The sequence below is a fragment of the Paracoccus sp. P2 genome (genome assembly GCF_046335115.1).
GTDB lineage: Bacteria > Pseudomonadota > Alphaproteobacteria > Rhodobacterales > Rhodobacteraceae > Paracoccus > Paracoccus pantotrophus.
The window spans coordinates 31110-51995 of record NZ_JBGOSN010000006.1; the positions used below are offsets into that span (position 1 = coordinate 31110).

The following is a 20886-nucleotide window of genomic DNA, read 5'->3' on the forward strand; positions in this document are numbered from 1 at the left end:
AAACGAAAGGCCACCGATGTCCATTCCCCAACAGGGCGGCGGCCCGATCGAGCGTCCCGAACAACTGGTCGAATACATCGCCTCGGGCGAAAAGCCGCGGGAAAGCTGGCGGATCGGCACCGAGCACGAGAAATTCGGCTATCGCCATGCCGACCTGATGCCCCTGCCCTACGAGGCCGCGCCCGGCCAACCCTCGGTCAAGGCCATGCTGGAGGGATTGCAGGCCCGCTTCGGCTGGACCCCGGTGCTGGAGGCCGGCCATATCATCGGGCTGGAACGCGACGGCGCCAATGTCAGCCTGGAGCCGGGCGGACAACTGGAACTGTCCGGCGCGCCGCTGGAGACCATCCACCAGACCTGCGACGAGGTGAACCAGCACCTGGCCGAGGTCAGGGCCGTCGCCGACGATCTGGGTGCAGGCTTCATCGGCCTGGGCGCCGCGCCGGTCTGGACACAGGAGCAGATGCCGATGATGCCCAAGGGGCGCTACCGGCTGATGACCGATTACATGGGCCGGGTCGGCACGCTGGGCACGCAGATGATGTATCGCACCTGCACGGTGCAGGTGAACCTGGACTTCGCCTCGGAAGCCGACATGGTGCAGAAGCTGCGCGTGGCGCTGGCGCTGCAGCCGGTGGCGAATGCGCTTTTCGCCAATTCGCCCTTCCTCGACGGCAAGCCGAACGGCTGGAAAAGCTGGCGCGCGCATATCTGGCAGAACCTCGACGCCGCGCGGACCGGCATGCTGCCCTTTGCCTTCGAGGACGGGTTCGGCTACAAGGCCTGGGTCGATTACGTGCTCGATGTGCCGATGTATTTCGTCTATCGCGACGGCAAATACATCGACGCGCTGGGGCAGAGCTTCCGCGATTTCCTGGCCGGCCGCCTGCCGGCGCTGCCGGGCGAGATCCCGACGCTGTCGGATTGGGCCGACCACCTGACCACGGTTTTCCCCGAGGCGCGGGTCAAGAAATTCATCGAGATGCGCGGCGCCGACGGCGGCCCCTGGCGACGGCTCTGCGCCCTGCCGGCGCTGTGGGTCGGGCTGCTATACGACGCCTCGGCGCTGGATGCGGCTTGGGATCTGGTCAAGGGCTGGGACGCCGAGACGCGCGAATCCTGGCGGCAGGGCGCGGGCCTGCGGGCGCTGGATGCCGAGGTGGACGGCATGAAGATGCGCGATCTGGCACGCGAGGTGCTGGCGATTTCCGAGGCCGGGCTCAAGGCGCGGGCGCGGACCGGCTCGGGCGGGCTGGTCCCGGACGAGACGCATTTCCTGAACACGCTGAAGGAAAGCGTCGAGACCGGCAGGGTGCCGGCCGACGAGCTGCTGGGGAAATACCACGGCGAATGGGCGGGCGACCTGAACCGGATCTATGCCGAATATTCCTATTGAAGCAGGGCCGGGTGATCCCCGGCCCTTTTCGCATCACGCCTGCGGCTCGATCCTTGCAGCCTGCGGCTGATCCGGTTCCTTGCGGCTTTGCATGAACTGGTCGAACTCGGCCTTGTCCTTGGCCTCGCGCAGCTTTTGCAGGAAGTCGAGGAACTCGCGATGCTCGTCCTCCAGCCGCTTCAGCGTTTCCTCGCGATAGGCGTCGAAGGCGGTATTGCCGGTCGGCGCCGCATATCCGCGGCCATGGCTGTGGCCGTGGCGGTGATGATGATGGCGGTGGCGGCAGGAAAACATGCGTTTGCTCCAGATCATGTAACCCAGGATGGCAAGGCCCAAGGGCCAGCAGGCGATGAAGGCCAGGATCATGGCGGCGATCCAGGCGCCCTTTCCGCGTTCGTCCAGCCAGTCCCGGATGCCGGCCAGCACGGCACCGATCCGGTCCAGGACGGAGGGGCGCGGGGCGATGTCAGTGTTCATTGCGGTCCCTTTCCGATGTGAATGTTAATCACATTTACATAGATGGAGCAGGGCCGGCCGGCTTCAAGGGAAGCGTCGAAAATTTTCATGGAAAAAATTCAGTCGGGGATCACGCCCAGCCCGCGCAGATAGATCAGGGCCCCACTTTCCAGCATGTCGGCGGCCGAGATGGGCGAGCGCGAGCCGGGCTTGCCGCGGCCGAACAACTCGACCACGCCATGGCTCAGCGCCCAGACATGGTCGGCGACCATGCCCGGCGGCGGGCGGCGCCCGTCGGGCAATTGCGCGAACAGCGCCTCGGCCCCGCGCACCAGGATGCCGCGCGCCCGTTCCGAGGCCTGCGACAGCCCGGCATTGCCGGCGATCGACAGGCCCGATTCGAACATGGCCATGTAGAAGCCGCGCCGCTGGGCGGCAAAGGCCAGGTATTCCTGGCCCATGCGCAGGAAGGCGGTCAGCGGGCGCGGGCGGCCCTGGTCGAAGGCGGCCTCCAGCCGGTCGGCAAATTCCTCGAAACCCTGGCGTGCGACCTCCTCCAGCAAATCCTCGCGCCCGGCGAAATGGCGATAGGGCGCGGCGGCGCTGACCCCGGCCAGCCGCGCGGCCTCGGCCAGGGTAAAGGCCTGCGGGCCCTTTTCCTCGATCAGCTGCACCGTGGCCTCGACAAGGGCCTGGCGCAGGTTGCCATGGTGATAGGAGGTGCGGGCCATGTCCGGCCCTTACATGCCTTCGCCGAAGTAATCCTCGACCAGGGCAGTCAGCGCATCGGCCAGCTCCCGCGCCTCGGCCCCGCGGGTGGTGACGCGAATCGCGCTGCCGCGCGGCGCGGCCAGCATCAGCAGGCCCATGATCGAATCGCCCGAGACGCTGATGCCGTCCTTTTCGACGGTGGCCTGGGCGTCGAAACGTTCGACCGTCTCGACGAACTTGGCGCTGGCCCGCGCATGCAGGCCCTTTTCGTTGATGATCGCCAATTCGCGGGTGACGGCCCCGTTGGTCATGTCATTCATGAAGCGGCACGTTTGGGAATGGGAAGCACATCGGCAGGCAGGACATCATAGCTGTTGATGTACTTGCGTCCCGCATCCTTGGCCAGCGTCACCGCATCGGCCACCGACAATTTGCGCGATTTGGCCAGTTTCACCAGCATCGGCAGGTTCGCCCCGTAAAGGATCGAGCGGTTCCGCGTCGCGCAGGCCAGCAGCGACAGGTTCGAGGGCGAGCCCCCGAACAGATCCGTGACCACCACCACGCCGTCGCCCGCATCCACCGCATCCGCGGCGGCGCAGATTTCGGCCTGCTTCTCGCCCCGGTCATGGTTTTCCTCGATCGCCACGGCCTTGATCCCGGTCTGCGGTCCCACCACATGCCCGACGGCCGAGAGATATTCCCTGGCCAGCCCACCATGCGCCACGATGACAATCCCGATCAATTCGCCCCACCACGCACCAGCCGTTCAACCTTGCGCCAAAGCTGTGCGAGAGGCCCGCATATGGCCATCATCCCCAAGTGCCGGCGCCTTTTCACGGCGTTCAAGTTCCCGATGTCTAATTGACACTTGCCAGCCTGCTTTCGCAAGCGCATCTGCCATTTTTTCCGCCATTGTGACAGAACGGTGTCGCCCCCCGGTACAGCCGAAGCCGATCGCCAGGTGCGCCTTCCCTTCATCCAGATGGGCAGGCAGGGTGAAAAGCACAAGATCCTGCACCCGGCGGAAGAACTCGTCGAATCGCGAATCGGCCATCACATAATGCTGAACCGGCGAATCGCGCCCGTCCAGCGGCCGCAGGTCCGGCCGCCAATGCGGATTGGTCAGAAAGCGGCAGTCGAACATCATGTCCACCCCGCGCGGCACGCCGCGCTTGTAGGAAAAGGACTGCACCGAGACGGTCAGCCGCCGCCCCGACTCGGTGTCGAACCAGCGCGCCAGTTCCGCCTTCAGGTCATGGGGCGACAGGTCCGAGGTATCGACCAGCACGTCGGCGCGGGCGCGGATCGGGGCCAGCATGTCGCGCTCGGCGATGATGGCGTCGAGCGGCGAGCCTTCGGCGCGCAGCGGATGGCGGCGCCGGGTTTCGTTGAACCGCCGCAAGAGCTGCTCGGTCGTGCAGTCCAGGAACAGCACCTCGGGTGCGTATTCGGGCAGCCGGGTCAGCCGGTCGATCAGCTCGATCAGGTTGGCGACCGAGAAGTCGCGGTTGCGCACGTCCAACCCCAGGGCCAGCGGCATCGGCCGCGCCGGCCCGTCCAGCAGCCGCGGGATCAGCGACAGGGGCAGGTTGTCGATCGCCTCGTAGCCCAGATCCTCCAGCACGTTGATCGCCGTCGAACGCCCGGCCCCGGACGGGCCGGTAATCAGCACCAGCCGCTGGGCGCGTTCTTCCTGGCTCTCCATGGCGCTTGCCGCCTCCGGCATGGTCCGATCCTAGCTTTCGTGCAAATCCGTATCCGCCCGGCCGGCGACAAGATATTGCAACAGTATCGATGCAAGATGAACGCGGGCGGCCCCAAGGACAAGGGGCACGGACCTGCCCATTAGGTCAAGCCGCCGGTCGGGCGGCAGCCGGTCGGGCTCGGGGCGCGCCAGATCGACCGCCAGCGCCACCTCCACCGGCCCATGCGCCCGGGCATGCAGGATGCCGACGCCCCGCGCCTCGATCCGGCCGCGGATCGAATCGGGCGCATCGGCGAGGATTCGCACCCCCTCGCGGCGCAGCACGGTGCGGTCATCCGCCACCAGCACGGCGCCAAGGGCCATCATCTGCAGCGCCAGCGTGGACTTGCCCGCGCCCGAGGGGCCCAGGATCAGCAGGCCCCGTTCCCGATGGGCGATGCAGCTTGCATGCAGGATCATGGCGCTCTCCCCCTTTCGACGCGAATCGCCCCGGAGCCCGGCCCCGGATCAGGAGTCTTTGTGGCGTTTTCCTGAAGCCAAGACCACGATCCGCCAAATGATTGCGCTAACCGTGTGTGATTGCGCTAACCCTGTCCATATGTGCGCTTTCGCCTGGGAAATGCCGTGTTATAGGACGCGCAACGGCCGCTGCCGGCCCGGACTATCAGCAGGAGCAAAGGTGTCATGACCGAACCGCGCGTCAATCCGAATTGCCGTCTCGAAGACCAGGGGATCACGGGGCTCGGCAATGTCCACTACAACCTGCTCGAACCGGCGCTGGTCGAGGCGGCGATCCAGCGCGGCGAGGGCAAGCTGGGTCTGGGCGGCACCTTCCTGGTCTCGACCGGGGCGCATACCGGCCGCTCGCCCAAGGACAAGCATGTGGTGCGCACGGCCTCGGTGGAAGACAGCATCTGGTGGGAAAACAACCGCCCGATGGAGCCCGAGGCCTTCGACCGGCTCCATGCCGACATGCTGGAGCACATGAAGGGCAAGGACTATTTCGTGCAAGACCTCTACGGCGGCGCGGATCCTGCCCTGCGCCTCGACGTCCGGGTCGTGACCGAACTGGCCTGGCACGGGCTGTTCATCCGCCACCTGCTGCGCCGCCCCGAGGCAGCCGAACTGGCCGGCTTCGTGCCCGATTTCACCATCATCAACTGCCCGTCCTTCAAGGCCGACCCGGCCAAGCATGGCTGCCGCTCGGAGACGGTGATCGCGCTCAATTTCGAAAAGAAGCTGATCCTGATCGGCAACACCGCCTATGCCGGCGAGAACAAGAAATCGGTCTTCACGCTGCTGAACTACATCCTGCCGGAAAAGGGCGTCATGCCCATGCATTGCTCGGCCAACCACGCCATCGGCAACCCGGACGATTCGGCGATCTTCTTCGGCCTGTCGGGCACCGGCAAGACCACGCTCTCGGCCGATCCCTCGCGCGTGCTGATCGGCGATGACGAGCATGGCTGGTCCGACCACGGCATCTTCAATTTCGAGGGCGGCTGCTACGCCAAGACCATCAATCTCTCGGCCGAGGCCGAGCCGGAGATCTACGCCACCTGCTTCAAGTTCGGCACCGTGATCGAGAACATGGTCTACGACCCCGACACGCTGGAGCTGGACTTCGAGGACAACTCGCTGACCGACAACATGCGCTGCGCCTATCCGCTGGAGCAGATCTCGAACGCGTCCGCGACCTCGCTGGGCGGCCAGCCGAAGAACGTCATCATGCTGACCTGCGACGCCTATGGCGTGCTGCCGCCGATCGCGCGGCTGACCCCGGCGCAGGCCATGTATCACTTCCTGTCGGGCTTCACCTCCAAGACGCCCGGCACCGAGGTCGGCGTGACCGAGCCGACGCCCACCTTCTCGACCTGCTTCGGCGCCCCCTTCATGCCGCGCCGCCCGGAAGTCTATGGCAAGCTGCTGCAGGAAAAGATCGCCAAGACGGGCGCGGCCTGCTGGCTGGTCAACACCGGCTGGACCGGCGGCGCCTTCGGCACCGGCAAGCGCATGCCGATCAAGGCGACCCGCGCGCTCTTGACCGCGGCGCTGGACGGTTCGCTGAACAACGCCCAGTTCCGCAAGGATCCGAATTTCGGCTTCGAGGTTCCGGTCTCGGTTCCCGGCGTCGAGGACAAGCTGCTCGACCCGCGCCAGACCTGGGCAGAAGGCGCCGCCTATGACGCCCAGGCCCGCAAGCTGGTCGGCATGTTCAGCGACAATTTTGCGCAATATGCCGACAAGATCGACGACGACGTCCGCGCCGCCGCCATTGGCTGAAGGCTGACGGAGGGATGATGCGAGGGGCGGTCCAATGGGGCCGCCCTTTTCGCTTTCGGCACCGCCTAAGGGGGCTTTGCGCCCCCGCCGGCCTGCGGCCGACTCCCCCGCAGGATATTTAGGCAAGAAAGAAGCCCTGCACCCCTCGCGGCTTTCTCCGTTTTCCAAATACCCTGGGGGAGCGCGGAACGCGCGGGGGCAAGGCCCCCTGCTTCAACGCTGATGCCGCGCCCGCCGGCGTTTCTGGGCGCGCTTGATCTCGGCCAGCCGTGCCTGGGTGGCACGCTTGCGCATCGGCCCCTTGCCGCGCCTGCCGCCCGAGCCTTGCGGCAGCGGCCGGCCCTCGACTTCCAGCAGTTCCAGCATCAGCCCGCCCGTCAGCGGCACCGCCTCGGTCAGCCGCACGGTCACGCGCTGGCCGATGCCGATCTCGAGTCCGGTTTCCGAACCCATCAGCACCTGCGCATCCGGGTCGTAATGGAAATATTCCCGGCCGATCTCGCGGATCGGCAAAAGCCCGTCGGCCCCGGTCTCGTCCAGCCGCACGAAGGCGCCGAATTTCTGCACGCCACTGATGCGGCCGGTGAACTCGGCCCCCACCCGGTCGGCCAGATAGGCGGCGAGATAGCGGTCGGTGGTGTCGCGCTCGGCCGCCATCGAGCGCCGCTCGGTCTCCGAGATATGCTGCGCGGTATCCGAGAGCATCTCGATATCCTGCGCCGACAGCCCATCATCGCCCCACTTATGGCCCATGACCAGCGCCCGGTGCACGATCAGGTCGGAATAGCGCCGGATCGGCGAGGTGAAATGCGCATAGGAGCGCAGGGCCAGCCCGAAATGGCCGAAATTCTCGGGGTTGTAATAGGCCTGCTGCATCGAGCGCAGCGCCGTCATGTTGATCAGTTCGTCGAATTCCGAGCCCTCGGCCTGTTCCAGCAGCCGGTTCAGGTGCCGGGTCTGCAAGACCTGGCCCCTGGCCAGGGTGAAGCCCGAGGCTTCGGCCACCTCGCGCAGCGCGTCGAGCTTTTCCACCGTCGGCTCCTCGTGCACGCGATAGAGCAGCGGCCGGCGCAGCCGTTCCAGCTCCTCGGCGGCGGCGACATTGGCCAGGACCATGAATTCCTCGATCAGCCGGTGCGCGTCGTGGCGTTCGCGGAAATTCACCGATTTCACCCGCCCGTCCGGGGTCAGTTCGATGCGGCGCTCGGGCAGGTCCAGTTCCAGCGGCTGGCGGCGCTGGCGCGCGGCCTTGAGCAACCCGTAGGCGTGCCAGAGCGGGTGGATCACGGCGTCGAGCAGCGGCGCCGTCTGCTCGTCCGGGTTGCCGTCCGCCGCCGCCTGTGCCTGTTCATAGGCCAGGCTCGCGGCCGAGCGGATCATGCCGCGGTGGAAGCTGTGGCCGGTCTTGTTGCCCTGCGCGTCCAGCCGCATCCTGACCGCGATCACCGGCCGGTCCACGCCCTGATGCAGCGAGCACAGGTCGCTCGACAGGATGTCGGGCAGCATCGGCACCACCCGGTCGGGGAAATAGGTGGAATTGCCGCGGTTCTTCGCCTCTCGGTCCAGGGCCGAGCCGGGGCGGACGTAATGCGCCACATCGGCGATGGCGACCCAGATCGTCGCGCCGCCGTCCTCATGCGTCTCGGCGGCGACGGCATCGTCGCGGTCGCGCGCATCCGAGGGATCGATGGTGATGAAGGGCAGGTGGCGCAGATCCTCGCGGTTCTTCATCGTCGCGGGGCGGGCGGCATCGGCCTCGGCGATCACCTCGTCGGGGAAATCGTCGGGGATGCCGTGCTGGTGGATGGCGATCAGGCTGACCGCCCTGGGCGCCGAGGGGTCGCCCAGCCGCTCGACGATCCGCGCCAGCGGCAGGCCGATGCGGCCGCGCGGGCCGACCTGTTCGGCCTCGACCAGTTCGCCGCTTTTCGCGCCATGCGCGTCGCCGGGGCGCACCTGCCATTCCTTGTCCTGGCCCTTGTCGATGGGCAGGATGCGGCCGCCCGCCTCGGACCCGCCGGTCGCGGCGCGGAAGATGCCGACCACGCGGTGCTGCACCGTGCCGATGCGGCGGATCAGCCGGGCCTGATAGTCGTGATCCTCGCCCCGGATCTCGATCAGCCGGGCCAGGATGCGCTCGCCCGGCGCCACGGCGGGATCGGATTTCAGCGCCGCGTAGAGAATCCGCGGTACCGGCCCTTCGCCCTGCCATTCCAAGGGTTTGGCGAAGATGTCGCCGTCCCGGTCGGGCGGCAGCAATTGCAGCACGGTGACCGGCGGCAGCCGCTCGGCATCGTGATAGTGGCGGCGGCGGCGTTCCAGCAGGCCCTCGGCCTCCAGCTCCTTCAGAAGCCGCTTCAGCTCGATGCGTTCGGCACCCTTGATGCCGAAGGCTTTCGCGATGTCGCGCTTGGCGGTGGCGTCCGGATGGGCGGACACCCAGTCGAGAATCTCTTGCCGGGAAGGTAGCTGTGCCATGCCGCCACGCTAGCACGGCGCCAGACGGGGTGGCAGGGGCAAAATCAGCCGGTAGGCAGGCGGACGAACTCCGCCGCCTCGCGCACGACGGGATCGGCCTCGGCCCCGGCGCGGATCAGCTCCACGAAATCCTGCCGCATCCGCGGCGACCAGGAATCGTTGATATGCGCGGCCACCGCCTCGGGCGCCGGCCGGTCGGGCTGGCTGCTGAAGAATTGCGCCATCTGCGTGGCCATGCGGATCAGTTTGGAATGGTCGTGGGACATGTCGCCTCAGCTTCCGGCGATGCGCCGGGGATGGGTGTAAAGATCGAAGCTCGCGTGGCGCGCACGCGCGATCAGGGTGATGCCGGCGCGCTCGGCCCAGGCTAGCGCCAGGGCCGTCGGCGCGCTGGCGCCGATCAGGATCGGCGCGCCGATGCGGGCGGCCTTTTGCACCAGGTCGACGGACAGGCGCGAGGACATGACCACGGCGCCCTGCCCCGCCGACCGCCCGGCCTGCGCCAGCGCGCCCGCCAGCTTGTCCAGCGCATTGTGGCGGCCGACATCTTCGCGGGTCACGGCGCGGGCGCCGTCCCAAAAGGCGGCACCGTGAATGGCCGGGGTCCGATGCCGCAAGACCTGGCCCTGGGTCAGCGCGGCCATGGCGCGGGCCACGTCCTCGGGCGCCATGGCCCAGTCCGAGGCGACCGGCACGATCCGGGGCAGCGCCGCCTCGATGCTGTCCACGCCGCAAAGCCCGCAACCGACCGGGCCGATCATGCTGCGCCGCCGTTCGGCCAGCCGGGCGGCAAGGCCGGGGCGCAGCCACAGCCGCGCCTCGCGCGCCGGGAAGCCGCCGGCGGAAACCTCGGCCTCCTCGAAACCCTCGACATCCTCTGGCGCAGCGATCAGCCCCTCGGTCAGGGCAAAGCCCAGGGCGAAATCGCGCAGGTCATGCGGCGTCGCCATCAGCACCGCCTGGCTCATGCCGTCGATGACGATGGCCACCGGGCATTCCTGCGGCGCGGGGGGCGGTTCGACCGGGCGCCAGCCGCCCGGCCCATCCCCATCGCCGTCCCAGCGCAGCACGCCGGCCTTCACGTCGCGCATGCCGTCACTCGGCAGCGGTGGGCAGGATGCGGCGGGCGAGGTCGGAATGATGGCGATACTCCTCTTGCCAATCCGACGGACCGTTCGAGGGGCTGACCTGCACGGCCGTCACCTTGAACTCGGGACAGTTGGTGGCCCAGTCGGAATTGTCCGTCGTCACCACATTGGCCTGAGTCGTCGGGTGATGGAAGGTGGTATAGACCACGCCCGGCGCCACCCGCTCGGTGATATGCGCCCTCAGCGTCGTCTCGCCCGAGCGCGAGGCCAGCCGCACCCAGTCGCCCTGGCGCACGCCGCGATTCTCGGCATCCGAGGGATGGATCTCCAGGATGTCCTCGGGGTGCCAGACGACGTTCTCGGTCCGCCGGGTCTGGGCGCCGACATTGTATTGCGACAGGATCCGCCCAGTGGTCAGCAACAGCGGGAAGCGCGCCCCGGTGCGTTCCTCGGTCGCGACATATTCGGTATGGACGAACTTACCCCGGCCGCGCACGAAGCCGTCGATATGCATGACCGGCGTGCCCAGCGGCGCCTTGTCGTTGCAGGGCCATTGCACCGAGCCCTCGCGGTCCAGCAGATCGTAGCTGACGCCGGCGAAGCTGGGCGTGGTCAACGCGATCTCGGCCATGATCTCGCGCGGGTGGGTATAGGACCAGGCCGCGCCCATGCGGTTGGCCAGCAGCTGCGTGACCTCCCAATCCTCATAGCCGTTCTTGGGCGTCATGGCGCGGCGGACCATGTTGATGCGCCGCTCGGCATTGGTGAAGGTGCCGTTCTTTTCCAGGAAGCTGGAGCCGGGCAGGAAGACATGCGCATAGTTCGCGGTCTCGTTCAGGAACAGATCCTGCACGATGACGATATCCATTGCCGACAGCGCCGAGGTGACATGGCGCGTGTCGGGGTCGGATTGCACGATGTCCTCGCCCTGACAGTAAAGTCCCTTGAAGCGGCCGGCCAGCGCCTCGTCGAACATGTTGGGGATGCGCAGGCCCGGCTCGGGCGACAGCTCCACCCCCCAGGCGCGTTCGTAGATCGCCCGCGTCTCGGGATCCGAGACATGGCGATAGCCCGGATATTCATGCGGAAAGCTGCCCATGTCGCAGGAGCCCTGCACGTTGTTCTGGCCGCGCAGCGGATTTACGCCGGTGCCGGGCTTGCCGATATTGCCGGTCAGCATCGCCAGGTTGGCGATCGCCATCACCGTGGTCGAGCCCTGCGAATGCTCGGTCACGCCCAGCCCGTAATAGATGCTGGCGCGCGGCGCCGCCGCATAGGCGCGGGCGGCCTTGCGGATCAGTTCGGCCGGCACCTTGGACAGTTTCTCGACCTCCTCGGGCGCATGGCGCGGGTCCATCAGGAACTCGGCATAGGCCAGGAACTCGTCCCAGTCGCAGCGTTCGCGGATGAAGGCCTCGTCATAAAGCTTCTCGGCCACGATCACGCGCGCCATGGCGGTCAGCACGGCGACATTGGTGCCGGGCCGCAGGGGCAGGTGCAGCCCTTCGCCCATATGCGGGGACTTGAGCAGGTCGATCTGGCGCGGGTCGAGGACGATCAGCCCGGCCCCCTCGCGCAGCCGCTTGCGCAACCGCGAGGCAAAGACCGGATGGCCGTCGGTCGGGTTGGCGCCGATGATCAGCGCCAGATCGGTATCGTCAACCGAATCGAAGTCATGCGTGCCCGCCGAGGTGCCGAAGGTGGTCTTCAGCCCGTAGCCGGTCGGCGAATGGCAGACGCGGGCACAGGTGTCGGTGTTGTTGTTGTGAAAGACGGCGCGGGCCAGCTTCTGCACCAGGTAGGTTTCCTCGTTGGTGCAGCGCGACGAGGTGATGACGCCGATGGAATCGCGCCCGAAATCCGCCTGTGCCCGGCGCAGGCGGGTGGCGGCGAAGTCCAGCGCCTCGTCCCAGCTGACCACGCGCCAGGGATCGGTGATCCGCTCGCGCACCATCGGCTGGGTCTGGCGCTCGCGATGCGTGGCATAGCCCCAGGCGAAGCGGCCCTTGACGCAGCTGTGGCCGTGGTTGGCCTTGCCGTCCTTGCTGGGCACCATGCGCACCACCTCCTCGCCGCGCATATGCGCGTCGAAAGAGCAGCCGACGCCGCAATAGGCGCAGGTCGTCTTGACGATATGCTCGGGCGTGCCGATCTGGATGACGCTGTTCTCGATCAGCGTCGCGGTCGGGCAGACCTGCACGCAGGCGCCGCAGCTGACGCAGTCCGAGGACAGGAAATCGTCCGACGCCATCCCGGCCGAGACGCGGCTGTCGAAGCCCCGCCCCTCGATGGTCAGCGCGAAGGTGCCCTGTACCTCCTCGCAGGCGCGCACGCAGCGCGAGCAGACAATGCATTTCGCCGGGTCGAAGGTGAAATAGGGGTTCGACTGGTCCTTGGGCCGGTATTCCGGGTTCGGCCCCTCGGCGTCGCGGCGGGCGAAATGGTTCGCGCCCGGCTCATAGCGCACCTCGCGCAGCCCGACGGCCCCGGCCATGTCCTGCAATTCGCAGTCGCCATTGGCGGCGCAGGTCAGGCAATCGAGCGGGTGATCCGAGATGTAAAGCTCCATTACCCCCTTGCGGACCTGGGCGACCTCGTCGGTCTGGGTATGGACCACCATGCCCTCGGCCACCGGGGTCGTGCAGGACGCCGGCAGGCCGCGCATCCCCTCGATCTGCACCACGCAAAGCCGGCAGGAACCGAAGGCCTCCAGATGATCGGTGGCGCAGAGCTTGGGCACCGAGATCCCGGCCACGGCCGCGGCCCGCATCACCGATGTCCCGGCCGGGACGCTGACCGGGATGCCGTCCACCAGCAGGTTCACGGTGACGTCGGACCTGACCGCGGGCGTGCCCATGTCGCGATCGGGAATGATGAAATCCTTCATTCGGCGGCCTCCTTGCGGGGCTCGCGGCGCCCGCTGAAATCCTCGGGGAAATGGGTCAGCGCCGACATGACCGGGAAGGGCGCAAAGCCCCCCAGCGCGCAAAGCGAGCCCCATTTCATCGTGTTGCACAGATCGGTCAGGATCGGGATCCCTGTCTCGTCGCCCTGGGCGATGCGGTCGATGGTCTCGACCCCCCGGATCGAGCCGATGCGGCAGGGCGTGCATTTGCCGCAGCTTTCCACGGCGCAGAACTCCATGGCGAAGCGCGCCAGCTTCAGCATGTCGGCACTGTCGTCGAAGACGGTGATGCCGGCATGGCCCAAGAGGCCCTCTTTCGTCGCCAGTTCCTCGTAGCCGAAGGGCACGTCGAAATCCCAATGCGGGATATAGGAACCAAGCGGCCCGCCCACCTGCGCCGCCTTGACCGGCCGGCCCGAGGCGGTGCCGCCGCCGATCTCCTCGATGATCTGGCGCAGGCTCATGCCGAAGGCGGCCTCGAACAGCCCGCCATATTTCACGTTGCCGGCGATCTGGATCGGGATCGTGCCCTTGGACCGCCCGATGCCCAGCTTGGCATATTCCGCCCCGCCATGGGTCAGGATCCAGGGCACCGAGGCCAGCGAGATCACGTTGTTGACCACCGTCGGCCGGCCCAGGAAGCCCTCCAGCGCCGGGATCGGCGGCTTGGCGCGGACCACGCCGCGCTTGCCCTCCAGGCTGTTGAGCAGGCTGGTCTCCTCGCCGCAGACATAGGCGCCGGCGCCGACCCGCACCTCCATGTCATAGGCATGGTCTGATCCCAGCACCGACTGGCCCAGGATGCCGGCCTGCCGGGCCTTGCCGATGGCGGCCTCCATCAGCCGGATCGCGTCGGGATATTCGCTGCGGATATAGACATAGCCCTGCACCGCGCCCGTGGCGATGCCGGCGATGGCCATGCCCTCGATCAGCACCAGCGGATCGCCCTCCATCAGCATGCGGTCGGCAAAGCTGCCCGAATCGCCCTCGTCGGCATTGCAGACGATGTATTTCCGCGCCGCCTTGGCGCCGGCCACGGTCTTCCACTTGATCCCGGTCGGGAAACCGGCGCCGCCGCGGCCGCGCAAGCCCGATTCGGTGACCTCCGCGACGATCCGCTCCGGCCCGATGCCGATGGCGCGGCGCAAGCCGGCCAGGCCGCCATGCGCCTCGTATTCCGCGACCGACAGCGGGTCGATCACGCCGACGCGGGCGAATGTCAGCCGGGTCTGCGCCTTCATCCAGGGCAATTCCTCGACCGGTCCCAGGGCCAGCGGATGATCGCCGCCGGTGCGGATCGCCTCGGCGACCGAGGCCGCATCCTCGGGCCCGACCGGCCCATAGCCATGGCGCACGCCGTCACGCTCGACCTCGACCAGCGGCTCCAGCCAGATCATGCCGCGGGTGCCGTTGCGGGTGACTGTGAACTCGCGCCCCAGCGCCTCGGCCACCGCGTCGGCGCCCAGGGCGCGGGCGGCGGCATCCCGGGGAACCCAGACCCTCATGCGCCCGCCTCCGCCAGCAGTTTCTGCACCTTGGCCAGATTCGCCCGGCCCAGCAGCCTGTCGCCCATCTGCGCCGAGGGCGCGCAGGCGCAAAGCCCCAGGCAGAACACCGGCTCCAGCGTCAGCCGCCCGTCCGGCGTGGTCTCGTGCCAGTCGATTCCCAGCGCGGCGCGCACCTCATCGGCCAGGGCCTCGGCCCCCATCGACTGGCAGGCCTCGGCCCGGCACAGCCGCAGCACATGCCGGCCATGCGGATGGTCGCGGAAGTCGTGATAGAAGCTGACGACTCCATAAACCTCGGCGCGGGTCATGCCCAGGGCCTCGGCCAGCACCGGCTGCGCCGCTTCGGGGATATGGCCCCATTCCTCCTGGATGTCGTGCAGGATGGGCAGAAGCGGCCCCTCGCGGCCCTTGTGGGCGGCGATGATGTCGTCAAGGCGCAAAAGGAAATCAGCGTCGGTCGCTGGCAAGGTCATGGCTGGGTGATCCGGGCTTTGCTGTTTTGTCCAGACTAGAGACCGGTGATAGACGATACAATCGTGATATATCGTTTATTGATTGAAACTATCAATCGAAGAAACGATGCGGATCAGCGCCTCGACCAGCGGCGGATGCGGCTCGCGCCGGGCGACGACCAGCCCGACCATATGCCCGTCGCCGGTCAGGTCGCGCGCCCGCACCCCCTCGGGCAGAGGCAGGCCGCGCGCCAGCGCCCGCGGCAGGATGGCAGCCCATTCGCCGGTCGCCACATGCGACAGGATCGCCAGCATCGAGGTCGATTCGACCCGCGGCAGCGCATCCGCCCCGGCCTCGACCAGGTGGCGGGTGACGATGCGGCGGTTCTGCATGTCCGGCGTCAGCAGGCATAGCGGCCGGGTGGCGGTCTCGGCCCAATCCGCGGGCCCGGCCAAGGCGCCGCGGTCGATCAGGCAATAGGTCTCGCGATACAGCGGCAGGCTCTGCACCCGGCCCAGCGGCTCGCTGTCCAGATAGGTCACGCCGGCATCCAGCTCCAGCGCCTCGATCTGGTCGCGGATCTCGTCCGAGCTGCGCGACAGGATCGAGACCCCGGCATTGGGATGGCGGCGCAGGAAGGGCCCGGTCAGCTCGGCGATGCGCGGCATGGCGGTGGGGATCACGCCGATGCGCAGCCGCCCCGACACGCCCTTGCGGCTGGCCTGCATCTCGGCCTGCATGGCGCGGGCATCGGCGACGATGCGCCGCGCCCAGCCCAGCACGCGCTCGCCCTCGGGCGTCAGCCCCTGAAAACGCGAGCCGCGCCGCACCAGCTGCACGCCCAGCTGCTCCTCCAGCGCCCGGATGGCGGATGACAGCGTCGGCTGGGTGATGCCCAGCGATTCGGCGGCGCGGCCGAAATGCTTCTCGCGCGCCAGGGCCATGAACATGGAAAGCTTGTCGATCACCGGACCCGCCCTCCCCGCCCGGCCGGCCTTCTCCGTTTTCCAAATACCCCACGGGGGTCCGGGGGCGCGAAGCCCCCGGCCCGGCGGATCATCCGGCGGATCAGACGATCTCGACCGCGTATTTCTCGATCACGGTATTGGCCAGCAGGCCCTCGCACATGCGCGCCACCTCGGCCTTCGCCGCCTCGGCATCGGATGCCGCCAGGTCCAGCTCGATCACCTTGCCCTGGCGCACGCCCGAGACGCCGGCAAAGCCCAGCCCGCCGAGCGCGTGCCGGATCGCCTCGCCCTGGGGGTCCAGAACGCCATCCTTCAGCATGATGGTGACACGGGCTTTCATCTGCGGGCCTCTCAGTTGATCAGGGTGGGTTTGGTCAGCGAGGTGGTGTTGGCGGGCATCAGGCCCAGCCGGCGCGCCACCTCGGTATAGGCATCGGTCAGGCTGCCCAGGTCGCGGCGGAACACGTCCTTGTCCAGCTTCTGCCCGGTCTTGACGTCCCAGAGCCGGCACGAATCCGGGCTGATCTCATCGGCGACCACCAGGCGCATGAAGTCGCCGTCCCAGATCCGGCCGACCTCGATCTTGAAGTCGATCAGCTTGATGCCGACGCCGAAGAACACGCCCGACAGGAAATCGTTCACCCGCAACGCCAGCGACACGATGTCGTCCAGGTCCTGCTGGCTGGCCCAGCCGAAGGCGATGATGTATTCCTCGGACACGAAAGGGTCGCCCAGCTCGTCGTTCTTGAAGCTGTATTCGACGATCGGGCGCGGCAGCGGCGTGCCCTCCTCCATGCCCAGGCGCTTCGAGATCGAGCCCGCGGCGAAATTGCGCACGATCACCTCCAGCGGGATGATCTCGACCTGGCGCACCAGCTGCTCGCGCATGTTGATGCGGCGGATGAAGTGGTTCGGCACGCCGATATTGGTCAGCCCGGTCATGAAGAATTCGGACAGGCGGTTGTTCAGCACGCCCTTGCCCTCGACCGTGGCCTTCTTCTGGGCGTTGAAGGCGGTGGCGTCATCCTTGAAATACTGGATGAGCGTGCCGGGCTCGGTGCCTTCGTAAAGGATCTTCGCCTTGCCTTCGTAGATTTTCTTGCGCCTTGGTGCCATGCTGCGCGTCTCCCGTCCGCAAGGTGACAATCTTTATGCGGCTATAGGCCAGAAACGGGGTCATGGGCAATACGGGCTTGCGATGGCGCGCCCGCATGGGCATATCCTGCGCAATATCCACGGGATAATCCCAAGCCGGAGGCCGCCATGACCACTTTTGACGACCGCGAGCGCGCGCATGAGGCGAAATTCGCCCATGATGCGGAACTGAACTTCAAGGCCGAGGCGCGGCGCAACCGCCTGCTGGGCGAATGGGCGGCCGGCCTGCTGGGCAAGACGGGCGACGATGCCCGCGCCTATGCGCTGACCGTCGTCACCTCGGATTTCGACGAGCCGGGCGACGAGGACGTGTTCCGCAAGCTGGTGGCCGACCTGGCCGGCCAGGCCGACGAGGAAACCATCCGCGCCAAGATGGCCGAGTTGCGCGTCACCGCGCGCGAGCAGATCATCAGCGAGCTTTGAGCCTTCCCAACATGCCGACGCCCCGGATTCCGGGGCGTTTCGCATCTCAGCCCGCGGCCGCCGCGACCCTGGGATAAAGCCGCCACATGGTCAGGCCGCGCAGCGCGTTCAGGGCCATCAGCGCCGCCCACAGCCCGTGGTTGCCGAAAACCGGCGGCAGCACCGCCACCAGCACCGCATAGATCCCGACCGCGACCAGCATGGCGTCGCGCATCTCGCGCGTGCGGGTGGCACCGATGAAGATGCCGTCCAGCATCCACGAGGCGATGCCGATCAGCGGCGCCGCGATCAGCCAGGGCAGGAATTCCCGCGCCTGGGCGCGCACCTCGGGCGCCGTGGTCAGCAGGTCGATGATGGCCGGCCCGCCCAGCAGGAAGGCGGCCGAAAGCAGCCCGGCCCCCGCGACGCCCCAGGCCGAACTGAGCGCCGCCGCCCGCCGCAGCCGGTCGGGCCGCCGCGCCCCCACCGCCTGCCCGACCAGCGATTCGGCGGCAAAGGCGAAACCGTCCAGCCCATAGGCGACGATGGACAGGAATTGCAGCAGCACCTGATTGGCGGCCAGGGTCACGTCGCCCTGCCCCGCCGCCAGGAACATGAAGGTGGTGAACGAACCTTGCAGCAGCACCGAGCGGATCAGGATGTCGCCGTTCACCCGCGCCAGTTCCTCGATCCGCTCGCGCGCCAGCAGCCCGGCGCGCTGAATTGCCGCATGCAGCGCATGGCGCGCGAACCACAGCCCCAAAGCCAGCCCGGACCATTCCGCGATCAGCGTCGCGCCCGCGACGCCGCGGATGCCCCAGCCCAGCCCCAGCACGAACCACAGGTCCAAGAATATGTTCAGCCCGTTCATCAGCAGTTGCAGCGCCAGCACGGAACGGGTCCGCTCGATGGCGATCAGCCAGCCGGTGATGGCATAAAGCGAGATGGCCGCCGGCGCCCCCCAGATGCGCAGCCCCAGGTATTGCCGGGCCAGCGTCTCGACCTCGGCCGAGGCCGGCGCCAGCCGGAAGGCCGCGGCGAAAAGCAGCCCCTGCAACAGGATGAAGACCAGCCCCGCCGTCAGCCCGATCCCCAGCGCCCGCAGCAGATGCGCGCCCGATTCGCCCTCGTCCCCCGCGCCATGCGCCTGCGCCACCAGCCCCGAGGTGCCCATGCGCAGGAAGCCGAAGATCCAGTAGACCGAGGCCAGGATCACCGCGCCCAGACCCACCGCGCCGATGGGCGCGGCCTCGCCCAGCTGGCCGATGACGCCGGTATCCACCGCGCCCAGGATCGGGATCGTCGCGTTCGACAGCACCACCGGCAGGGCGATGGCCAGGACGCGGCGGTTCGATATTTCGGCCGCCGCGCGCGTCCCGGACGGGCCGGGCAGCGCCTCAACCATTCTGCGGCATCAGGAAATGCCCGGTCGCCTGCGCGAAAAGCTTCTGGCGCTGGTCCTGCCAGGCCTCGACATGCACGCTGGCATAGCGCCGGCCGGACCGCACCACCCGCGCCCGCGCATAGGCGTCGCGCGGCAGGCCCGAGCGCAGGTAATCCACGGTGAAGTCGATGGTCTTGGGCAGCCGCGGCAGGCTTTCGGGCACGGCGGCATCGGGGGCGATGCGGCCCTGCTCCATGTCCTCCCAGATCGCGGTCCAGGTCAGCTCGACGATGGCCGTGACCTCAAGGAAGGCGGCCGTCACCCCGCCATGGATCGCCGGCAGCATCGGATTGCCGATCAGCTTTTCGTCGAAGGGCAGCACCGCGGTCAGCTCGTCGCCGCGGCGGTCGAAGCCGATGCCCAGCCAGCGGATATAGGGCACGCTGGAGACCAGCGCGTTCAGCGTGTTGTTGCGCCGCGACTTGATGGCATCCAGGGGTTCGTTGCGTCCGGCCATGTCACCTCTCGACGGTAAAGGCGCCGGTGGCCGAGGCCACGGGCCGGGATTCGTCGTCATCCATCGCCCAGGCGCGCACGAAGGCGACCGAGCGGGTGATGTGATAGCAGCTCGCCCGGGCCCGGATGGTCTGGCCAGGGGTCGCCGCGCGCATGTAGTCGATGCGCAGGTCGATGGTCGCGGTCGAGCGCGCCCCGGCCGGATGCGCCATCACCGCCGCGCCGCTGCACGTGTCCATCAGCGCCGAGATCACCCCGCCATGGATCACCCCGCTGCGCGGGTCGCCCACCAGATCCTCGCGCCAGGGCAACGAGATCTCGGCCCCCTCCGCGGAAAGCTGGTCCAGCCGCATGCCAAGCGCCCGCGCATGGGGGATCACCTCGATGAACTGGCGCGCGATGCGCCGGCGTTGTTCAAGCTCGTCCTCTGGCGACGCTTCGCTCATGCCCCTGGCCTCTTGCTTGGCTTGCAGGCGGCAATGGTAACAGCCCGCGACCCGCAGGCAAGCCCACCCTACCAATGGTTGAGTTTGATCCGCCCCCGCGCTAGGCTGCGCCGCAACCGCAGCATAGAGTTCATCCGATGTCCGATAGCGAATACATTGGCTTCAAGGAAATGTGCGCACGGTTCGACGTGACGCCCCGAACGCTGCGCTATTACGAATATATCGAGCTTCTGAGCCCCCGCAAGGAAGGCCGCTCGCGCTTCTACGGTCCGCGCGAGATCGCCCGGATGAAGCTGATCCTGCGCGGCCGCCGCTTCGGCTTCTCGCTGGAGGACATCCGGCAATGGCTGCTGATCTATGGCGAAAAGGGCACGCAGGAACAGTATCGGGTCTGGATCGAGCTGGCCGACCGCCAGCTCGAGGTGCTGCGCCAGCAGCGCGACGAACTCGAAGCCTCGATGACCGAATTGCTGGCGCTGCGCAACGAGACCATCGCGATCCTCGACGGCATGGGCCAGAACGGCTCCGGGACGGCGAATAAGGGCTGAGCCCGGCGCTGACGCCACGTCCCCCCTTACGCGCACGTCAACTCGCCCTATATTCCCGGCAAGTGAATGGGCCAAGGGGAGAGGATCGGCCATGGGCGACGAGCTGTTGACCATCCGCCAGATGTGCGACGCCTTCGACGTCACGCCGCGCACGCTGCGATTCTACGAAGCCCGCGAATTGCTGTTTCCGCAGCGCCGCGGCCAGCATCGGCTTTACGGCCGCCCGGACCGCGCCCGGCTGACCCTGATCCTGCGCGGCAAGCGTTTCGGCTTTTCTCTGGAACAGATCCGGCAATTGCTGGAGCTTTACGACCCCGCCGAGCGCAACATCACCCAGACCGAAGCCACGCTCGCCACCGCCCGCGACCGGCTTGCCGACATGGAGCGGCAGCACCGCGAACTGGGCGAGGCCATCGCCGAGCTGCGCCAGCAGATCGCCGAGGGCGAGACTGCGCTGCAAGCCCTGAAATCCGACGCCTGACGG

The 20886-nt window shown here is 67.7% G+C and carries 23 protein-coding genes; 5 read left to right on the plus strand and 18 right to left on the minus strand.

The window, feature by feature from the left end; all coding sequences use genetic code 11:
• The first annotated feature begins 16 nt into the window (after positions 1-16).
• A complete protein-coding gene (locus ACDP63_RS05790) occupies positions 17-1396 on the plus strand; it encodes a glutamate--cysteine ligase (RefSeq protein ID WP_024843638.1) in 1380 nt (459 codons plus the stop codon).
• A gap of 33 nt (positions 1397-1429) precedes the next feature.
• Here the strand turns inward: ACDP63_RS05790 and ACDP63_RS05795 are convergent, their stop codons facing one another.
• From ACDP63_RS05795 to ACDP63_RS05820, 6 genes are all read right to left on the minus strand, one after another.
• A complete protein-coding gene (locus tag ACDP63_RS05795; RefSeq protein WP_024843639.1) occupies positions 1430-1873 on the minus strand; it encodes a DUF2852 domain-containing protein in 444 nt (147 codons plus the stop codon).
• 98 nt (positions 1874-1971) lie between these two features.
• Entirely contained in the window at positions 1972-2583 is a 612-nt protein-coding gene (locus ACDP63_RS05800; protein ID WP_024843640.1) for a TetR/AcrR family transcriptional regulator, read from the minus strand.
• Between the two features lie 9 nt (positions 2584-2592).
• On the minus strand, positions 2593-2883 hold the full coding sequence (locus tag ACDP63_RS05805; protein ID WP_024843641.1) for an HPr family phosphocarrier protein: 291 nt from the start codon (positions 2881-2883) through the stop codon (positions 2593-2595).
• Positions 2880-3305 carry a PTS sugar transporter subunit IIA gene (locus ACDP63_RS05810; RefSeq protein WP_409927852.1) on the minus strand — a complete coding sequence of 142 codons (426 nt, stop codon included), beginning with the start codon at positions 3303-3305 and terminating at the stop codon, positions 2880-2882. Before ACDP63_RS05810 ends, ACDP63_RS05805 begins: the two co-directional genes overlap by 4 nt.
• Positions 3306-3329: 24 nt before the next feature.
• On the minus strand, positions 3330-4289 hold the full coding sequence (gene rapZ / locus ACDP63_RS05815) for an RNase adapter RapZ (RefSeq protein WP_028709969.1): 960 nt from the start codon (positions 4287-4289) through the stop codon (positions 3330-3332).
• A 9-nt stretch (positions 4290-4298) separates the two neighbouring features.
• Positions 4299-4727, minus strand: a complete 429-nt coding sequence (locus ACDP63_RS05820; RefSeq protein WP_024843644.1) for an HPr kinase/phosphorylase — start codon at positions 4725-4727, stop codon at positions 4299-4301.
• Positions 4728-4952: 225 nt separating this feature from the next.
• On the opposite strand from ACDP63_RS05820, the gene ACDP63_RS05825 reads away from it, so the two are divergent.
• Positions 4953-6551, plus strand: a complete 1599-nt coding sequence (locus ACDP63_RS05825; RefSeq protein ID WP_024843645.1) for a phosphoenolpyruvate carboxykinase — start codon at positions 4953-4955, stop codon at positions 6549-6551.
• A gap of 213 nt (positions 6552-6764) precedes the next feature.
• Here the strand turns inward: ACDP63_RS05825 and rnr are convergent, their stop codons facing one another.
• The 9 genes from rnr to purC form a co-directional block, all read right to left on the minus strand.
• On the minus strand, positions 6765-9029 hold the full coding sequence (rnr, locus tag ACDP63_RS05830; RefSeq protein WP_024843646.1) for a ribonuclease R: 2265 nt from the start codon (positions 9027-9029) through the stop codon (positions 6765-6767).
• Between the two features lie 44 nt (positions 9030-9073).
• A complete protein-coding gene (locus ACDP63_RS05835) occupies positions 9074-9295 on the minus strand; it encodes a formate dehydrogenase subunit delta (RefSeq protein ID WP_024843647.1) in 222 nt (73 codons plus the stop codon).
• A gap of 6 nt (positions 9296-9301) precedes the next feature.
• Positions 9302-10120, minus strand: coding sequence for a formate dehydrogenase accessory sulfurtransferase FdhD (gene fdhD / locus ACDP63_RS05840; protein ID WP_024843648.1), 819 nt, complete (start codon positions 10118-10120; stop codon positions 9302-9304).
• A 4-nt stretch (positions 10121-10124) separates the two neighbouring features.
• Positions 10125-13004 (minus strand): formate dehydrogenase subunit alpha, encoded by a 2880-nt coding sequence (gene fdhF, locus ACDP63_RS05845; RefSeq protein ID WP_024843649.1) that lies wholly within the window; start codon positions 13002-13004, stop codon positions 10125-10127.
• Positions 13001-14527: an NADH-ubiquinone oxidoreductase-F iron-sulfur binding region domain-containing protein gene (locus tag ACDP63_RS05850; protein ID WP_024843650.1), complete on the minus strand. Its 1527-nt coding sequence runs from the start codon at positions 14525-14527 to the stop codon at positions 13001-13003. Before ACDP63_RS05850 ends, fdhF begins: the two co-directional genes overlap by 4 nt.
• Positions 14524-15003: a formate dehydrogenase subunit gamma gene (locus ACDP63_RS05855; RefSeq protein WP_024843651.1), complete on the minus strand. Its 480-nt coding sequence runs from the start codon at positions 15001-15003 to the stop codon at positions 14524-14526. The genes ACDP63_RS05850 and ACDP63_RS05855 overlap by 4 nt, the downstream gene beginning before the upstream one ends.
• A gap of 75 nt (positions 15004-15078) precedes the next feature.
• Positions 15079-15951 (minus strand): LysR family transcriptional regulator, encoded by an 873-nt coding sequence (locus ACDP63_RS05860; protein ID WP_024843652.1) that lies wholly within the window; start codon positions 15949-15951, stop codon positions 15079-15081.
• A 100-nt stretch (positions 15952-16051) separates the two neighbouring features.
• Positions 16052-16291 (minus strand): phosphoribosylformylglycinamidine synthase subunit PurS, encoded by a 240-nt coding sequence (gene purS / locus ACDP63_RS05865; protein WP_024843653.1) that lies wholly within the window; start codon positions 16289-16291, stop codon positions 16052-16054.
• Between the two features lie 11 nt (positions 16292-16302).
• The gene (purC, locus tag ACDP63_RS05870; RefSeq protein WP_024843654.1) at positions 16303-17067 is read right to left on the minus strand and encodes a phosphoribosylaminoimidazolesuccinocarboxamide synthase; all 765 of its coding nucleotides are present in this window, start codon (positions 17065-17067) and stop codon (positions 16303-16305) included.
• Positions 17068-17214: 147 nt separating this feature from the next.
• Between purC and ACDP63_RS05875 the strand changes: the two genes are divergently transcribed.
• A complete protein-coding gene (locus ACDP63_RS05875) occupies positions 17215-17529 on the plus strand; it encodes a DUF1476 domain-containing protein (protein ID WP_024843655.1) in 315 nt (104 codons plus the stop codon).
• A gap of 46 nt (positions 17530-17575) precedes the next feature.
• Here the strand turns inward: ACDP63_RS05875 and ACDP63_RS05880 are convergent, their stop codons facing one another.
• Genes ACDP63_RS05880 through ACDP63_RS05890 form a run of 3 tightly spaced genes read right to left on the minus strand, consistent with a single transcriptional unit; the run spans position 17576 to position 19854 of the window.
• Positions 17576-18913 (minus strand): MATE family efflux transporter, encoded by a 1338-nt coding sequence (locus ACDP63_RS05880; protein WP_024843656.1) that lies wholly within the window; start codon positions 18911-18913, stop codon positions 17576-17578.
• Entirely contained in the window at positions 18906-19409 is a 504-nt protein-coding gene (locus ACDP63_RS05885; protein ID WP_024843657.1) for a PaaI family thioesterase, read from the minus strand. The genes ACDP63_RS05880 and ACDP63_RS05885 overlap by 8 nt, the downstream gene beginning before the upstream one ends.
• Before the next feature lies 1 nt (position 19410).
• A complete protein-coding gene (locus ACDP63_RS05890) occupies positions 19411-19854 on the minus strand; it encodes a PaaI family thioesterase (protein WP_024843658.1) in 444 nt (147 codons plus the stop codon).
• A gap of 137 nt (positions 19855-19991) precedes the next feature.
• Between ACDP63_RS05890 and ACDP63_RS05895 the strand changes: the two genes are divergently transcribed.
• The gene (locus ACDP63_RS05895; protein WP_024843659.1) at positions 19992-20402 is read left to right on the plus strand and encodes a MerR family transcriptional regulator; all 411 of its coding nucleotides are present in this window, start codon (positions 19992-19994) and stop codon (positions 20400-20402) included.
• A gap of 91 nt (positions 20403-20493) precedes the next feature.
• Positions 20494-20883: a MerR family transcriptional regulator gene (locus ACDP63_RS05900; RefSeq protein WP_024843660.1), complete on the plus strand. Its 390-nt coding sequence runs from the start codon at positions 20494-20496 to the stop codon at positions 20881-20883.
• Positions 20884-20886: the final 3 nt, after the last annotated feature.

Excerpts from the sequence above, each read along its gene's own strand:
- ACDP63_RS05900 (WP_024843660.1), top strand. The coding sequence starts at position 20,494 with ATGGGCGACGAGCTGTTGACCATCCGCCAGATGTGCGACGCCTTCGAC.
- ACDP63_RS05885 (WP_024843657.1), bottom strand. The coding sequence starts at position 19,409 with ATGGCCGGACGCAACGAACCCCTGGATGCCATCAAGTCGCGGCGCAAC.
- ACDP63_RS05820 (WP_024843644.1), bottom strand. The coding sequence starts at position 4,727 with ATGATCCTGCATGCAAGCTGCATCGCCCATCGGGAACGGGGCCTGCTG.
- ACDP63_RS05800 (WP_024843640.1), bottom strand. The coding sequence starts at position 2,583 with ATGGCCCGCACCTCCTATCACCATGGCAACCTGCGCCAGGCCCTTGTC.
- purS (WP_024843653.1), bottom strand. The coding sequence starts at position 16,291 with ATGAAAGCCCGTGTCACCATCATGCTGAAGGATGGCGTTCTGGACCCC.
- ACDP63_RS05795 (WP_024843639.1), bottom strand. The coding sequence starts at position 1,873 with ATGAACACTGACATCGCCCCGCGCCCCTCCGTCCTGGACCGGATCGGT.
- ACDP63_RS05790 (WP_024843638.1), top strand. The coding sequence starts at position 17 with ATGTCCATTCCCCAACAGGGCGGCGGCCCGATCGAGCGTCCCGAACAA.
- ACDP63_RS05855 (WP_024843651.1), bottom strand. The coding sequence starts at position 15,003 with ATGACCTTGCCAGCGACCGACGCTGATTTCCTTTTGCGCCTTGACGAC.
- ACDP63_RS05825 (WP_024843645.1), top strand. The coding sequence starts at position 4,953 with ATGACCGAACCGCGCGTCAATCCGAATTGCCGTCTCGAAGACCAGGGG.
- ACDP63_RS05890 (WP_024843658.1), bottom strand. The coding sequence starts at position 19,854 with ATGAGCGAAGCGTCGCCAGAGGACGAGCTTGAACAACGCCGGCGCATC.
- ACDP63_RS05895 (WP_024843659.1), top strand. The coding sequence starts at position 19,992 with ATGTCCGATAGCGAATACATTGGCTTCAAGGAAATGTGCGCACGGTTC.
- ACDP63_RS05805 (WP_024843641.1), bottom strand. The coding sequence starts at position 2,883 with ATGAATGACATGACCAACGGGGCCGTCACCCGCGAATTGGCGATCATC.
- purC (WP_024843654.1), bottom strand. The coding sequence starts at position 17,067 with ATGGCACCAAGGCGCAAGAAAATCTACGAAGGCAAGGCGAAGATCCTT.
- rnr (WP_024843646.1), bottom strand. The coding sequence starts at position 9,029 with ATGGCACAGCTACCTTCCCGGCAAGAGATTCTCGACTGGGTGTCCGCC.
- fdhD (WP_024843648.1), bottom strand. The coding sequence starts at position 10,120 with ATGCGCGACGTGAAGGCCGGCGTGCTGCGCTGGGACGGCGATGGGGAT.
- ACDP63_RS05850 (WP_024843650.1), bottom strand. The coding sequence starts at position 14,527 with ATGAGGGTCTGGGTTCCCCGGGATGCCGCCGCCCGCGCCCTGGGCGCC.
- ACDP63_RS05880 (WP_024843656.1), bottom strand. The coding sequence starts at position 18,913 with ATGGTTGAGGCGCTGCCCGGCCCGTCCGGGACGCGCGCGGCGGCCGAA.
- ACDP63_RS05875 (WP_024843655.1), top strand. The coding sequence starts at position 17,215 with ATGACCACTTTTGACGACCGCGAGCGCGCGCATGAGGCGAAATTCGCC.
- rapZ (WP_028709969.1), bottom strand. The coding sequence starts at position 4,289 with ATGCCGGAGGCGGCAAGCGCCATGGAGAGCCAGGAAGAACGCGCCCAG.
- ACDP63_RS05835 (WP_024843647.1), bottom strand. The coding sequence starts at position 9,295 with ATGTCCCACGACCATTCCAAACTGATCCGCATGGCCACGCAGATGGCG.
- fdhF (WP_024843649.1), bottom strand. The coding sequence starts at position 13,004 with ATGAAGGATTTCATCATTCCCGATCGCGACATGGGCACGCCCGCGGTC.